The 14697-nt window shown below is 33.5% G+C and carries 17 protein-coding genes and 1 riboswitch; of the genes, 16 read left to right on the forward strand and 1 reads right to left on the reverse strand.

The window, feature by feature from the left end; all coding sequences use genetic code 11:
- Positions 1 to 26: 26 nt before the first annotated feature.
- The 3 genes from AWN65_RS14030 (at position 27) to truB (ending at position 1831) form a co-directional block, all read left to right on the forward strand.
- On the forward strand, positions 27 to 257 hold the full coding sequence (locus tag AWN65_RS14030) for a DUF3098 domain-containing protein (RefSeq protein ID WP_060383703.1): 231 nt from the start codon (positions 27 to 29) through the stop codon (positions 255 to 257).
- A gap of 61 nt (positions 258 to 318) precedes the next feature.
- On the forward strand, positions 319 to 1128 hold the full coding sequence (locus tag AWN65_RS14035; protein WP_060383704.1) for an undecaprenyl-diphosphate phosphatase: 810 nt from the start codon (positions 319 to 321) through the stop codon (positions 1126 to 1128).
- Between the two features lie 4 nt (positions 1129 to 1132).
- Positions 1133 to 1831 carry a tRNA pseudouridine(55) synthase TruB gene (truB, locus tag AWN65_RS14040; protein ID WP_060383705.1) on the forward strand — a complete coding sequence of 233 codons (699 nt, stop codon included), beginning with the start codon at positions 1133 to 1135 and terminating at the stop codon, positions 1829 to 1831.
- Between the two features lie 200 nt (positions 1832 to 2031).
- Here the strand turns inward: truB and AWN65_RS14045 are convergent, their stop codons facing one another.
- Positions 2032 to 2661 carry a thioredoxin family protein gene (locus tag AWN65_RS14045; protein WP_060383706.1) on the reverse strand — a complete coding sequence of 210 codons (630 nt, stop codon included), beginning with the start codon at positions 2659 to 2661 and terminating at the stop codon, positions 2032 to 2034.
- Between the two features lie 148 nt (positions 2662 to 2809).
- Between AWN65_RS14045 and AWN65_RS14050 the strand changes: the two genes are divergently transcribed.
- The 13 genes from AWN65_RS14050 (at position 2810) to AWN65_RS14110 (ending at position 14351) form a co-directional block, all read left to right on the forward strand.
- Positions 2810 to 3370 (forward strand): DNA-3-methyladenine glycosylase I, encoded by a 561-nt coding sequence (locus tag AWN65_RS14050; RefSeq protein ID WP_060383707.1) that lies wholly within the window; start codon positions 2810 to 2812, stop codon positions 3368 to 3370.
- Positions 3371 to 3414: 44 nt separating this feature from the next.
- Positions 3415 to 3509: riboswitch (TPP riboswitch) on the forward strand.
- Between the two features lie 55 nt (positions 3510 to 3564).
- The gene (gene thiS, locus AWN65_RS14055; RefSeq protein WP_060383708.1) at positions 3565 to 3771 is read left to right on the forward strand and encodes a sulfur carrier protein ThiS; all 207 of its coding nucleotides are present in this window, start codon (positions 3565 to 3567) and stop codon (positions 3769 to 3771) included.
- A 56-nt stretch (positions 3772 to 3827) separates the two neighbouring features.
- Positions 3828 to 5642 (forward strand): phosphomethylpyrimidine synthase ThiC, encoded by a 1815-nt coding sequence (gene thiC / locus AWN65_RS14060; RefSeq protein WP_060383709.1) that lies wholly within the window; start codon positions 3828 to 3830, stop codon positions 5640 to 5642.
- Positions 5643 to 5889: 247 nt separating this feature from the next.
- Positions 5890 to 6462 (forward strand): thiamine phosphate synthase, encoded by a 573-nt coding sequence (locus tag AWN65_RS14065; protein WP_060383710.1) that lies wholly within the window; start codon positions 5890 to 5892, stop codon positions 6460 to 6462.
- A complete protein-coding gene (locus tag AWN65_RS14070) occupies positions 6429 to 7181 on the forward strand; it encodes a hydroxymethylpyrimidine/phosphomethylpyrimidine kinase (RefSeq protein WP_063744162.1) in 753 nt (250 codons plus the stop codon). The genes AWN65_RS14065 and AWN65_RS14070 overlap by 34 nt, the downstream gene beginning before the upstream one ends.
- On the forward strand, positions 7171 to 7803 hold the full coding sequence (gene thiE / locus AWN65_RS14075) for a thiamine phosphate synthase (protein ID WP_060383712.1): 633 nt from the start codon (positions 7171 to 7173) through the stop codon (positions 7801 to 7803). Before AWN65_RS14070 ends, thiE begins: the two co-directional genes overlap by 11 nt.
- Positions 7796 to 8554, forward strand: a complete 759-nt coding sequence (locus AWN65_RS14080) for a thiazole synthase (protein ID WP_060383713.1) — start codon at positions 7796 to 7798, stop codon at positions 8552 to 8554. The genes thiE and AWN65_RS14080 overlap by 8 nt, the downstream gene beginning before the upstream one ends.
- Before the next feature lie 143 nt (positions 8555 to 8697).
- Positions 8698 to 9813: a 2-iminoacetate synthase ThiH gene (gene thiH, locus AWN65_RS14085; RefSeq protein WP_060383714.1), complete on the forward strand. Its 1116-nt coding sequence runs from the start codon at positions 8698 to 8700 to the stop codon at positions 9811 to 9813.
- A gap of 555 nt (positions 9814 to 10368) precedes the next feature.
- On the forward strand, positions 10369 to 11079 hold the full coding sequence (locus tag AWN65_RS14090) for a HesA/MoeB/ThiF family protein (protein ID WP_060383715.1): 711 nt from the start codon (positions 10369 to 10371) through the stop codon (positions 11077 to 11079).
- 60 nt (positions 11080 to 11139) lie between these two features.
- A complete protein-coding gene (locus AWN65_RS14095) occupies positions 11140 to 12261 on the forward strand; it encodes a M48 family metallopeptidase (protein ID WP_060383716.1) in 1122 nt (373 codons plus the stop codon).
- Positions 12262 to 12265: 4 nt separating this feature from the next.
- Positions 12266 to 12928, forward strand: coding sequence for a TIGR00266 family protein (locus tag AWN65_RS14100; RefSeq protein WP_060383717.1), 663 nt, complete (start codon positions 12266 to 12268; stop codon positions 12926 to 12928).
- 9 nt (positions 12929 to 12937) lie between these two features.
- Positions 12938 to 13660, forward strand: coding sequence for a TIGR00266 family protein (locus AWN65_RS14105; protein ID WP_060383718.1), 723 nt, complete (start codon positions 12938 to 12940; stop codon positions 13658 to 13660).
- 7 nt (positions 13661 to 13667) lie between these two features.
- On the forward strand, positions 13668 to 14351 hold the full coding sequence (locus AWN65_RS14110) for a TIGR00266 family protein (protein WP_081078461.1): 684 nt from the start codon (positions 13668 to 13670) through the stop codon (positions 14349 to 14351).
- Positions 14352 to 14697: the final 346 nt, after the last annotated feature.

Here is a 14697-nt window from a genome sequence, read left to right on the forward strand (position 1 = left end):
TAAATTCTAAAATCTATTTTTTTCTTATGGAAAATAAAAAAAATGAATTTCTTTTTGAAAAAGTAAACTATAAATTTTTGCTTATAGGTGTTGCTATTATTGCTTTTGGATTTATATTAATGTCAGGAGGAGGCAGTGAAGATCCCGCTGTTTTTAACCCTGAAATTTTTAGCTTTAGAAGAATTCGATTAGCACCAACTGTCGTTTTAGCAGGTTTTGGTATTGTTATTTATTCTATTTTCAAACAAGATAAATAACTCAATCGTATAATAATAAGTATTATTTACTTTTTATTATTTGTTAATCACTCAATATAAAATGGATTTACTTAAAGCAATTATTATCGCTATAATAGAAGGTCTAACAGAATATTTACCTGTTTCTTCTACTGCTCACATGATTTTTACAAGTTCTTTTTTTGGTATTCAAAACGATGATTTTGTAAAATTATTTCAAGTTTCGATACAATTTGGTGCTATTCTAGCGGTCGTTTTTTTGTATTGGAAAAAGTTTTTTGATTTTACCAAATTTAATTTTTATATCAAGTTGGCAGCAGCTGTTGTTCCCGCTTTAATATTAGGTAAACTATTCGATGATAAAATAGAAGCTGTTTTAGAAAAACCCATCCCAATTGCTTTTGTATTAATAGTAGGAGGTATTATTTTATTATTTATTGACCGTTTTTTTCAAAATAGTCAAATTAATTCCGAAGAAGAAATTTCTATTAAAAAAGCTATCACTATTGGATTTTGGCAATGTCTAGCTATGATGCCTGGTACCAGTAGAAGTGCTGCATCCATAATAGGAGGTATGCAGCAAGGACTTTCACGTCATGTAGCTGCTGAATTTTCTTTCTTTTTAGCGGTTCCCACTATGTTAGCTGTAACTTGTTACTCCGTGTTTTTAAAAACCTACGAACATAGTCAAATGAAAGGCTATGAGTTAATTTTACAATCAAAAGACACTATTACAATGTTTATTATAGGAAATATAGTAGCATTTATAGTAGCCGTATTAGCCATCAAATTATTCATAGGAATAATCAAAAAATATGGTTTTAAACCATGGGGATGGTATCGCATTATTGCAGGAACCCTATTATTAATTTATTTTTCTATTAATAAATAAAATTTTGTATACAAAAGAAGATATATTAAACGGACAAGTTTTACTCATAGACAAACCCCTAACTTGGAGCTCCTTTCAAGCTGTTAATAAATTAAAATACGTATTAAAAAACCGATTAGACTTACCTAAAAAATTCAAAATAGGTCATGCTGGTACTTTAGACCCATTAGCTACTGGTTTATTAATCGTTTGTACAGGAAAATACACCAAAAAAATCCCAGAATTAATGGGGCAAACTAAGGAATATACAGGTACTATAAAATTAGGTGCTACGACTCCTTCTTATGATTTAGAAACGCCTATAAATGCTATTTTCCCAATTGAACATATTACTCCTTTGCTCATAACAGAAACTGTTAAACAATTTATAGGTGAAATAGATCAAAAACCGCCTGTATTTTCTGCCTTAAAAAAAGACGGAAAACGATTATATGAACATGCTCGTGCTGGAGAAGAAATTGAAATTCAAGCGAGAAAAACCACAATTTACGAATTCGAAATAACCAGAATTGCATTACCTGAAATTGATTTTAGAATCAGTTGTAGCAAAGGTACTTATATTCGTTCTTTAGCGTATGATTTGGGCAAAGCATTAGAATCAGGAGGACATTTAACCGCTTTACGACGTACAAAAAGTGGTTCTTATTCAATAGAAGAAGCACTAACACCAGATGTTTTTTCAGAATTAATTCCCAATAATTAATTTTATACTTAAAAAAATAAATAAAAAAATGTTCAAAAAATAAGAGAATTTTATCACTTTCCTAGTTTAAATTAAATAAGGTAAAAGGGTAAAAAATCAGATATAGTATTGTTGAAATTATTTTTTCTTTATAATGACAAACTAAATGTTGATTTCTTAATTTTTGAACATTTACTTTTTTGTAAGTAATTTATTTTAAATTAGTTATATATTTTATTATTTACTAATTCTTCTATATGTGTCATAATAGATATTAACTCTTCCATTGTGCTTTTTCCTTTGTCATGTAAATACCAAAGTTGTAATTCTTTTTTAGCTGTTTGATCTACTACCCCATGTTGAGCCTTATAATTTTTAATTAAATTTGTAGCTCCCTCAGGTCTAGGTCCCCAAGTTGCTTTTAATTCTTGATTTTTATTATCTAAAATGATGAGTTTTGGAATAGCACGCGCATCATTGGTTAAAAAACAATTCATTAAAGGATCGTTTGCATCTCTAAATACAAATCTTAAATTAATTTTATCTGTTACAGAACTTATTTTGTACAAAATAGGTGCTATTTGAGCCACATCGCCACACCAACCTTCTGCTAGTACTAACCATGTATATTCATTTTTTATATTTTTTAATTTTTCCAAAATATCTTCAGGAATCTGTAAAGTTTTATCTAAACGATTCATGCGAGTTTGGTTTAATTGGCTATAATACAGATGATCTTCTGACTGATCATTCCCCGAAGATTTCCCTTGAACTAATAAGTCCGCTACCGATTTTCTATACTCTGAATAGGTATAACTATTTAATAGACCTTGAATAATTTCTGTTTTCATAATAGCTAATAGTTTGTGTGTTTTTTAATATTTACGGAATTATTATTTTTTAATTAAAATAATACGTTATAATATTATAACGTATATATCATTAATACGTAAATTTATATATAAAAAATCATTTTTTTTGTAACAAAAATTACATAATATGAAAAAAAAACGTTGTGACTGGTGTCAAAAAGATAATTTATATCGTAACTACCATGATAATGAATGGGGTAACCCTATTTATGATGATGAAACAATTTTTGAATTTTTAGTACTAGAAACTTTTCAAGCAGGCTTAAGTTGGTATACTATTCTTACTAAAAGAGAAAATTTTAGAAAAGCATTCAATAACTTTGATTTTCAAAAAATTGCAAAATACAGCAATAAAAAAATGGAATTATTAGCCCAAGATTCAGGTATTATTCGCAATAAACTTAAAATAAAAGCTACAGTAACAAACGCCCAAGCCTTTATGAAGGTACAAGAAGAATTTGGAACTTTTTCGAAATATATCTGGGGTTTTGTAGGCGGAAAACCTATAGACAACAAACCTAAAACTTTAAAAGATGTTCCTGCTACAACTGAAATATCAGATAAACTAAGTAAAGATTTAAAAAAACGCGGATTCAAATTCGTAGGTTCAACCGTAGTATACGCCTATATGCAGGCTATAGGAATGGTAAATGATCACATAGAGGACTGTTGGAAAAGGAATAGTTAGTTTAAAATTTAACATTTATAAATTAAAAAATAGTTTACATTTGTCCTGTACTTTAGGGGTGTTTGCATAGCAGGCTGAGATTTTACCCTTTGAACCTGATCTAGTTCATACTAGCGTAGGGAAAAGTAAATGACTTCTTGTATAGTGTTCTTAGCTATGCGTGTAGCCATTCCTAAAGTTTAAAATAATACGGAATGGAACTTATTATCAATCAAGAAAAAAAAATATTTAAGGAAGAAGTACTCACCCTACAAGAACTCCTTGATATCGAATTACCTGACAAACAAAAAGGTATTGCGATCGCTATTGACCAACAAGTTATCCCTAGATCGCAATGGGAAAACACTTCGCTACAATCTAATCAAAAAATAATCATCATTAAAGCTACGCAAGGAGGCTAATTTTTATTTTAAGTTTTAACGAACTTAAAAACTGAAACTTTTCAACCTAAAAAAATATGGAAAATACAATCACAAGAACACCTTTCCCTAATTCAAAAAAGGTGTACATACAAGGAGAAATACACGACATTCAAGTTGCGATGCGTGAAATAACGTTGTCAGATACTAAACTGACAAACGGGCAAGTAGAACAAAATCCGCCCGTAACGGTTTATGATACTTCTGGTGCTTATACAGATCCGAGTATCGAAATTGATGTTCGCAAAGGATTACCTCGTTTGCGCGAGCAATGGATTTTAGACAGAAATGATGTCGAAATTTTAGATGAATTAAGTTCTGAATATGGTAAACAACGTTTAGCCGATGAAAAATTAGATCATTTGCGTTTTGAATATCTTCATCAACCTATGCGTGCCAAAGAAGGTGCTAATGTAACCCAACTATACTACGCTAAACAAGGCATCATCACGCCTGAAATGGAATACATTGCTATTCGTGAAAACCAACGTATTGAACAATTAGAAACAGCACAAAAAGCAATGTGTCATCAGCATGCTGGGGAAAGTTTTGGTGCAAGAACTCCTAAAGGAAAAATTACCGCCGAATTTGTTCGCAGTGAAGTAGCTGCTGGAAGAGCAGTAATTCCAAATAATATCAATCATCCTGAAAGCGAACCTATGATTATAGGGCGCAACTTTTTGGTAAAAATTAATGCAAATATTGGTAACTCTGCGGTAACTTCAAGCATTGAAGAAGAAGTTGAAAAAGCCGTTTGGGCTTGTCGTTGGGGAGCTGATACCATTATGGATTTATCAACTGGTAAAAACATACACGAAACCCGCGAGTGGATTATCAGAAATTCACCTGTGCCTATAGGTACTGTGCCTATTTACCAAGCCTTAGAAAAAGTAAAAGGTGTGGCTGAAGATTTAACTTGGGAAATTTTCCGTGATACTTTAATAGAACAATGTGAACAAGGAGTTTCCTATTTCACCATACACGCTGGAGTTTTACTGCGTTATATTCATTTAACGGCAAATAGGGTAACCGGAATTGTTTCTCGTGGGGGTTCTATTATGGCAAAATGGTGTTTATTTCATCACAAAGAAAATTTCTTATACACACATTTTGAAGACATTTGCCAAATATTAAAACAATATGACGTTGCCTTTTCTTTGGGTGACGGCTTACGTCCTGGATCGATTGCCGATGCTAATGATGCTGCACAATTTGCCGAATTAGAAACTTTAGGTGAATTGACAAAAATTGCTTGGAAACACGATGTGCAAGTATTTATTGAAGGTCCTGGTCACGTACCTATGCATTTGATTAAGGAAAATATGGAAAAACAATTGGAATGTTGTTCTGAAGCTCCTTTTTATACCTTAGGTCCATTAACTACGGATATTGCACCAGGTTACGATCATATCACATCGGGAATTGGAGCAGCTATGATTGGTTGGTTTGGTTGTGCGATGTTATGTTATGTAACACCAAAAGAACATTTGGGTCTGCCGAATAAAAAAGACGTGAAAGACGGCGTAATCACCTATAAAATTGCAGCCCATGCAGCCGATTTAGCAAAAGGTCACCCTGGAGCGCAATATCGTGATAATGCTTTAAGTAAAGCCCGATTTGAATTCCGTTGGGAAGATCAATTTAACCTTTCTTTAGATCCTGATACAGCACGTGAATTCCACGATGAAACACTTCCTGCTGATGCGGCTAAAGTAGCTCACTTCTGTTCGATGTGTGGTCCTAAATTCTGTTCGATGAAAATTTCACAAGAAATTAGAGATACTGCTGTTGAAGAAGGACTTAAAGCTAAATCAGAAGAATTTATTGAAAACGGTAAAGAGATTTATGTCTAGTTATTATTCCATAGAGATACACAAAGAAACCCAGAGATACACAAAGTTTACATAGATTTTGTGTGACTCTGTATAAAAACTTTGTAATACGAGCGAAGCGAACTGAAAAAGAAAACTTTGTGTGACTCTGTGTAAGAACTTTGTGAAACTCTGTGTAAAAACTTTGTAATTCGAGCGAAGCGAAATAAAGAAAAAAACTTTGTGTAACTCTGTGTAAGAACTTAGTGAAACTTAGTGAACCAAAAAAATGATTCTACTATCAACAGAACATATTATAGAAAATGAAATCCAAACCCTGCATCAGTTATTTGAGGCAGGGCTTACTCATTTTCATATCAGAAAACCTAACTACACTTTACAAGAAACAAAAGCATATTTAGAAAAAATTGACACTTCTTTTCATCCATTTTGTGTGGTATATTATCCTGAATTAGTAAATGAATACGATTTGAAAGGAATCCATCAAACTAATCAAAATAGAAATTCGATAGTAAAAAACACAAAAAGTTTATCCACCTCAACGCATAGTATTTCAGAATTTAATGAACTTTATTCGGCTTATCATTATGCCTTTTTGAGTCCAATATTTCCAAGTATTTCGAAAACTAATTATCAAAATCCTGAGATTCTTCATCAAATTGCTCAACGCACAAATTTTAACACGCAACTTATAGCTTTGGGAGGTATTTCAGAAAAAAATATTTCCGAAGTACTTCCATATTTTAACTCGGTTGCCTTGCTAGGTGCCATTTGGTTACATCCTAATCCTATAGAACAATGGAAAAAATGTCAAAACATCGTCCTTTCGTACTCAGTCTAGCAGGCTTTGATCCTTCGGCTGGAGCGGGTGTTCTTGCCGATGTTAAAACATTTGAAATGCAGAAAGTGTATGGATTAGCCGTGATTACTGGAAATACTATTCAAACGGAAGATAGGTTTCTCAAAATGGAGTGGATGGACACTTCTTGGGTAATTGATAGTCTTAATCATCTTGCCAAACAGTATGAGGTACAAGCTGTGAAAATTGGAATTATTCCGAGCTTAGAAACATTGGATACTTATATAAAAACCATAAAACTTTTGTGGCCTAAGGCAAAAATTGTTTGGGATCCTGTATTAAAAGCGACAGCAAATTATGAATTCACTCCGCTTATTTACGATAGTTTACCATCTATTTTAGAACAAGTTGACCTCATCACTCCTAATCATAATGAATTAGACATCTTAGTTCCTCAATCTATAAGCCCTCTAGAAAAAGCTGAGTTATTGGCACAACATACAGCAGTTTTATGGAAAGGAGGACATAATATATCCCAACCAGGAACAGATTATTTGATTATAAGCCATGAAACTCATATTTTAAAACCCTCTACTAACAAAATATATCCCAAACACGGTTCGGGTTGTATTTTATCATCTGCCATCACGGCACATTTAACTCTAGATAAATCACTTCCAGAAAGTTGTAAAAAAGCCAAACAATTTATAGAACAAACATTAAACTCAAATAAAAAATTATTAGCCTACTATGTTACCTAAAATTCAATTTATATCGCAGGGGGAAACGCCTGAAAAGCAACTTAATTCGATTCGAAAAGCCTTAGATGCGGGAATTACTTGGACTCAATTACGTTATAAAAACGCTTCTAAAATTGATGTTTTTAGATTGGCCGAAAAAGTTAAAAAAGAAACAGATCAATATAATGCTTTACTTACCATAAATGATTTTCCTACCATAGCCAAAGCCATAGATGCTCACGGATTACATTTAGGACTTACTGATGGAAGTATTGAGCAAGCACGTGAATTATTAGGTAATGTTAAAATTATAGGAGGTACAGCCAACACTCTTGAAGATGTACAACAACGATTAGCTGAAAGATGTGATTATGTGGGTTTAGGTCCATTACGATTTACTACCACTAAAGAAAAACTAAGCCCCTCGTTAGGTTTTGAAGGTTATAAAAAAATTATCAATACCAGCTCAAATACAGCATTGGTAAAACCCATTTTTGCCATTGGAGGAATAGTAGAAAATGACCTCCCTAAACTATTAGAAATTGGTGTCTATGGCATAGCCGTTTCTGGTTTAATTTATAATGCCACACAACCTAGTCAAATTGTAAAACAACTCAACGAAACACTTTATACGTATGCTTAACATAGGAAATACCACATTTAGCTCCCGATTGTTTGTTGGTACTGGAAAATTTGGTTCTAGTCAAATAATGGAAGAAGCTATTTTAGCCTCTGGTTCAGAATTAGTAACGGTAGCCTTAAAAAGAGTCGATTTTGAAACCGAAACCGATGCCATTCTCTCGCACCTCAACCATTCGCATATTCAATTGTTACCCAATACTTCTGGAGCAAGAAATGCTAAAGAAGCTGTTTTCGCAGCACAGTTAGCTCGCGAAGCGATGGAAACGAATTTAGTAAAACTCGAAATTCATCCTGATCCAAAATATTTACTTCCTGACCCTATCGAAACCTTAAAAGCTACGGAAGAACTTGCTAAACTAGGATTTGAAGTTTATCCTTACATTCATGCCGATCCCGTTTTATGTAAGTTACTTGAAGAAGTGGGAACAGCTGCTGTTATGCCTTTGGGTTCTCCCATAGGAAGTAACAAAGGACTACGAACTATCGATTTTTTAGAAATTATCATTGAACAAAGTAAAGTACCTGTAATTATTGATGCAGGGATAGGTGCACCGTCTGATGCTGCTAAAGCAATGGAATTAGGTGCCGATGCTGTGTTAGTTAACACCGCAATTGCCGTTGCTGGAAATCCAGTAGCTATGGCACAAGCATTTAAAGAAGCCGTTATTGCAGGACGAAGAGCTTTTGAAGCCCAGTTAGCCAATCCGCTAGCGCATGCCGAAGCCTCTAGCCCGTTAACGTCGTTTTTATAAAGGCTGTGCAAAAATTAAAAAATCAACACACCAATTGTCACTCCGACGCAAGGAGGAGTCTCATAATAAATATTATGTGATTTCTCCCACTGGTCGAAATGACAAAATTGCGACCTTTTAGGGCTACCTCATAAAATCTAAAAATTATGACCTTTAAAACTGTATTTGAAAACTATTCTTGGGAAACTGTGGCTAACCGAATTGCTTCGGTAACACATCGTGATATAGAAAACGTTTTGCGTAAACCTAAACGAACCGTCGAGGATTTTCTAACGCTTTTATCTCCTCTAGCTCAAGAGTATTTAGAATCTATGGCGCAACTGGCTCATCAACTCACGCAAAAACGCTTTGGCAAAACCATTCAGCTTTATGCGCCTATGTATTTGAGTAACGAGTGCCAAAATATTTGTACCTATTGTGGTTTTAGCCTTGACAATAAAATCAAAAGAAAAACACTTTCAGATAGTGAAATTCGGCAGGAAGTAGAAACACTAAAAGCTATGGGCTACGATCACGTTTTGTTGGTAACGGGTGAAGCTAATTATACCGTTCACATTGGTTATTTCCTAAATGCTATTGAAGTCATTAAAAACGATTTTGCCAATATTTCTGTTGAAGTACAACCACTTTCACAAGAAGAATACGAACAATTGCATCAAGCAGGTGTGTATTCTGTATTAGTGTATCAGGAAACCTATCATAAAGAAGTCTATAAACAATATCACCCTAAAGGAAAGAAGTCTAATTTCGATTTTAGATTAGAAACGCCAGATCGTGTTGGTAAAGCGGGTATTCATAAAATAGGACTGGGTGTTTTGTTAGGACTAGAAGATTGGCGAGTAGATAGCTTTTTTAATGCCTTACATATTGATTATTTACAAAAGACGTATTGGAAGAGTAAATATTCAGTTTCATTTCCACGCCTCCGACCAGCAGAAGGTATTATTGAACCGAATTTTATAATGGAGGATAAAGATTTGCTCCAACTTATTTGTGCCTACCGCATTTGGAATGAAGATCTGGAAATTTCGATTTCTACGCGTGAAAATGAACATTTTCGGAATCATATTATTCCTATTGGCGTTACTACAATGAGTGCTGGATCTAAGACTAATCCAGGTGGTTATGTTGTCGATCCACAAACTTTGGAACAATTTGAAATTAGTGATGAACGCCCCGTGGCTGAAATTGCGCAATTGATTAATTCAAAGGGTTATCAACCTGTTTGGAAGGACTGGGATAGGGCATTTAGAATTTAGAAATGACCTCTGTGAAACTTTGTGCTTTACTTTGTGAACCTCTGTGTAACAAAAAATAGAATTTACAAGTGAAAAAGATGGATGATGGAAGTCAGAATTTAGAAGTTAGAAATGACCTCTGTGAAACTTTGTGCTTTACTTTGTGAACCTCTGTGTAACAAAAAATAGAATTTACAAGTGAAAAAGATGGATGATGGAAGTCAGAATTTAGAAGTTACAAATGACCTCTGTGAAACTTTGTGCTTTACTTTGTGAACCTCTGTGTAACAAAAAATAGAATTTACAAGTGAAAAAGATGGATGATGGAAGTTAAAATTTAGAAGTTAGAAATGACCTCTGTGAAACTTTGTGCTTTACTTTGTGAACCTCTGTGTAACAAAAAAATAGAATTTACAAGTGAAAAAGATGGATGATGGTACTTCAACACTTCGAGAGCCTCAGTGTCCGTTCAGTAACCGTTGGAATTTGGAAGATGGGTGAAGCTTTGAACTTGAAACTTGAAACAAATAAACCCATAACAATTTTAAAAACCCCCAACGGAGCGAAATATTATTTATGCTTACAATATCAGATTATTTACGTTATTCGAAACATCTTCTTGTGCCTGAAATAGGAGAAGAAGGTCAATTAAAAATAAAAAATGCTAAAGTACTTGTCATTGGTGCGGGTGGTCTAGGTTCTCCTATATTGCAATATCTAACTTCGGCTGGAGTTGGAACGCTAGGTGTAGTGGATTTTGACACGGTGGCATTGCATAACTTACATCGCCAAATCCTTTATACCGAAGCGGATATTGATTTACCTAAAGTCACTCAAGCAAAGATTGCGCTTGAAAAACTAAATCCATTAGTAGAAATTCAAGTATTCAACGAAAAATTAACCCCTGAAAATGCTCCTTCCCTATTTGAATACTTTGATATTATTGTTGATGGTTGTGACAATTTTAATACTCGGTATCTGGTAAACGATGTTTGTGTACAATTAGGAAAGCCATTAGTTTATGGGAGTATTTTTAAATTTGAGGGGCAAATAGCAGTATTTAATCATAACGGAAGCAAACAACTCCGCGATTTATTTCCAGATTCACCCAACCCCGAAGATGTTCCAGATTGTTCATTAAACGGAGTAATTAGTTCCTTACCTGGCATTATAGGTACAATGATGGCACAAGAAACATTGAAAATGATTATAGGTTTGCCTGTATTAAGAAACGAGTTGATTGTTTTTTCAACTTTAAAGTGGGAGTTTCAAAAATTTGAGTTTTAATACTATCTTGAAAATAAATTCAACATAATCTTTTCCTATTTTTGCTAAAAACAGAAAAAATTGAATACATACGAAGCAATATTGATACATCCAGGAGTTACTGGCGGAAGAGTTTCAGGGAACTTACACGTTAAAACTAATGGGATTCTTTTTGAATCTGGTGCAATTAATCATCATATAAGTTTTACTAATTTATCTATTAATGCTGGAGGTGCAGCTAATAGATTTATCTTTTTTTCAGATTCAACTATCAATTCCATTTCTATTTATACCGCTGATAAATCTATTTTAAAAGATAATATCCTAGTATCAAATAATAAATTCAAACAAGAAATCAAAAAATCAAAAAGCACATTAAATGGACTACTTAGAGGGATAATAATTGCTTTAATCATAATTGGATTATTTATCGGTTCTCTTTATTTCCTCAAAGACAAAATGGTAGAAAGTATGGCTAGTCAAGTACCTATTTCTTGGGAAAAAAAGGCTGGTGATAAACTATTTAATACCTTATCATTACAATATCATTTCATAAAAAATGACTCTTTAAAGAATGAATTTATAGAAGTTGCTAAACCTTTATTTAACCAAATTGAAAAAGAAGGCTATAAAGTAGACCTATATTTCGTGAAAGACCCAACAATAAATGCTTTTGCTCTTCCTGGTGGCAAAGTAATTATTCAAACAGGATTGATAGAAAATGCTAAATCTTGGGAAGAAGTTATGGGCGTACTTAGTCACGAACTTTCACACGTTACTAGACGTCATCACATACGAGGAATCATCAATAATTTAGGAATTTTTGCCATTTTATCAGCTACCGTTGGAGACGTAAGTGCCATAGCAGGTACATTTATCAATATGGGTGGCGAATTAGCCTCCTTGTCCAACAGTAGGGATTTTGAAATAGAAGCTGATGAAACGGGCAGAGAATATCTCATAAATGCTAAAATAAATCCAGCAGGATTAATCTCATTCTTTAAAACTTTAGAGAAAGAAGAAAAAACAATTTTAGATTCTACTTCGGTTAAAGATATAGATTTATCTTTCCTATCAACTCATCCAGATACAAAATTCCGAATTGAAAAATTAAAAGAAAAACAAAAAGAAGATAAAACCCCATATCCCTTATTACCTAACACGTTTAATGCTTTTAAAACAAAACTTTTAAACTTGAAATAAAACTATGAGAATTAAAACAGAAGGAAAACCTGCTTTTGCTTATGTGATGGTCGAACTGGAACCAGGAGAGACCATTATTGCAGAATCAGATGCGATGTCTAGTATGTCAGCAGAACTAGATTTAGATGCTAAATTCAATGGGGGATTTTTTGTTGGATTAGCACGAAAATTTTTTGGTGGTGAAAGTCTTTTCATTAACCATTTTACCAATAATACCAGTAAAACACTTTCGTTGCATTTAACTCAAGCTACACCAGGAGATATTGAGATTAAAGAATTAGACGGTACGCAAAGTTACTGCATTCAAAGAGGTTCTTATATTGCATCTGAAGCAGGTGTTAAACTAGGAGTTAAATGGGCTGGCTTAGGTTCATTAATTGGTGGAGAAGGTCTATTCAAACTAGTAGTATCTGGAACTGGAAGAGTAATATTTGGGGCTTATGGTGGTATTCTTGAAAAAGAAATTGACGGAGAATACATCGTTGACACAGGGCATCTTGTAGCGTATGAGCCAGGAATGAAACTTAAACCACAATTATCAGGCGGTATTTTTAGTAGCTTCTTTGGTGGTGAAGGGTTTGTTACTAGAGTAGAAGGAAAAGGAAAAATATATATCCAAACAAGAAATCTATCTGGTTTAGTTTCTTGGATTAACAGACAAATATAATTGGTCACTATGGAAACATTACATACACAAACAGAAGGAAAATCGACTACTTTAAATGTTGATTTACAAATGAGACCAAGTTCTACAGTTGCGGTAATCAAACTAAAACCAGGGGAAGAATTTACTGCCGAAGCAGGATCCATGATTGCTATGAGTCCTAGTATAACCATGACCACTTCAACACAACAAAAAAAATCTGGTGGTTTTTTAAAAGGCCTTAAAAGATTGTTGTCTGGCGAAAGTTTTTTCTTAAATCATTATAAAGCAGGAAACGAAGGCGGAACCGTTTTTTTAAGTACAACACTAGCTGGAGATATGATGGTCAAAGAACTTCGTGGCGAAGGCATCATCGTACAAGGGGGTTCTTATGTGGCAAGTTCCCCAGAGATTACAATCGATATGAGTTTTCAAGGATTCAAAAATTTGATTTCTAAAGAAGGACTTTTTTGGTTAGCAGTAAAAGGACAAGGAACCGTAGTTGTCAATTCTTTTGGTGCTATTTATCCTATCCAAATTGATGGCGAATATATAGTAGATACAGGACATATTGTAGCTTTTGAAGAACACCTAAATTTTACACTAACAAAAGCTGGAAAAAGCTGGATGAGTTCAATTTTAGGAGGAGAAGGATTAGTATGTAAATTTCAAGGTCAAGGAACGGTGTGGGTACAATCTCATAACACGTCAACCTTTGGAGGAATTCTAGGACCTAAACTTAAACCAAGAGGCTAAAAATATTATGGAAACACAAAATAAAGGATTCAAATTTTCAATGGATTGCAAACCAGATTTTGGTTTTGTAACCATCAATATACCCGCTGGAGAAAAATTAAAGGTAGAAGCAAGTGCAATGGCTACTATGGATACTAATCTTGAAATGAAAACAACGCTTAAAGGAGGTTTTTCAAGATTTTTGACAGGAGAGTCATTATTCATCAATGAATTTACGGCAAAAAATGGTTCAGGTGATATTCAATTAGCACCTGCTTGTCCTGGAGATATAGAACACATCTATTTAAACAACGAAACCATCTATATTCAAAATAGTGCCTTTTTAGCCTCTTCGGAAAATATAATTATTGATTCAAAATTTCAAGGTTTAACAAAAGGCTTTTTTTCAGGTGAAAACTTATTTTTAATTAAATGTTCTGGAGAAGGGGATCTTTGGTTTAACTCCTATGGAGGAATCATTCCTATAGATGTAGAAGATGGTTATGTAATAGACACTGGTCATATTGTAGCTTTTACGGAAGGTTTAACGTATGATATAAGCAGAGTGGGTGGTTATAAATCACTTTTCTTTTCAGGAGAAGGATTAGTATGTAGATTTCAAGGAAAAGGAAGAATCTGGATTCAAACTAGAAAAATAACTCCATTCTTGAGTTGGACTTATCCATTTAGACCCAAGGGAAAAAATAAATAATATTTAAGAGGCTGTGCATTTGTACTGCTCCCACAAGTTTAGACAAATTTAATTTTATTTTGATAATAATGAGCTCGATATTTTATCGGGCTTATTTTGTTTAGATGATAATCTGGTCAAAAAAGATTGGTAATTTTTGATTTTAAATTGCTTATAACATTTAAACTTTGAAATTTCCTCATAATACTATTTTTTTAACCTTGAGACTGTCCAAAAAGTTCGCAATCTTGTTATTTCGACCAAAGGGAGAAATCAGATAATGTTGATTATGAGACTTCTCCTTAGCAGAGTGATAAACTGCATATTGATTTATTACTTTTTGGACAGCCTCATTATTTTTATACTT

It is taken from the genome of Flavobacterium covae (assembly GCF_001534645.1).
Classification (GTDB): domain Bacteria; phylum Bacteroidota; class Bacteroidia; order Flavobacteriales; family Flavobacteriaceae; genus Flavobacterium; species Flavobacterium covae.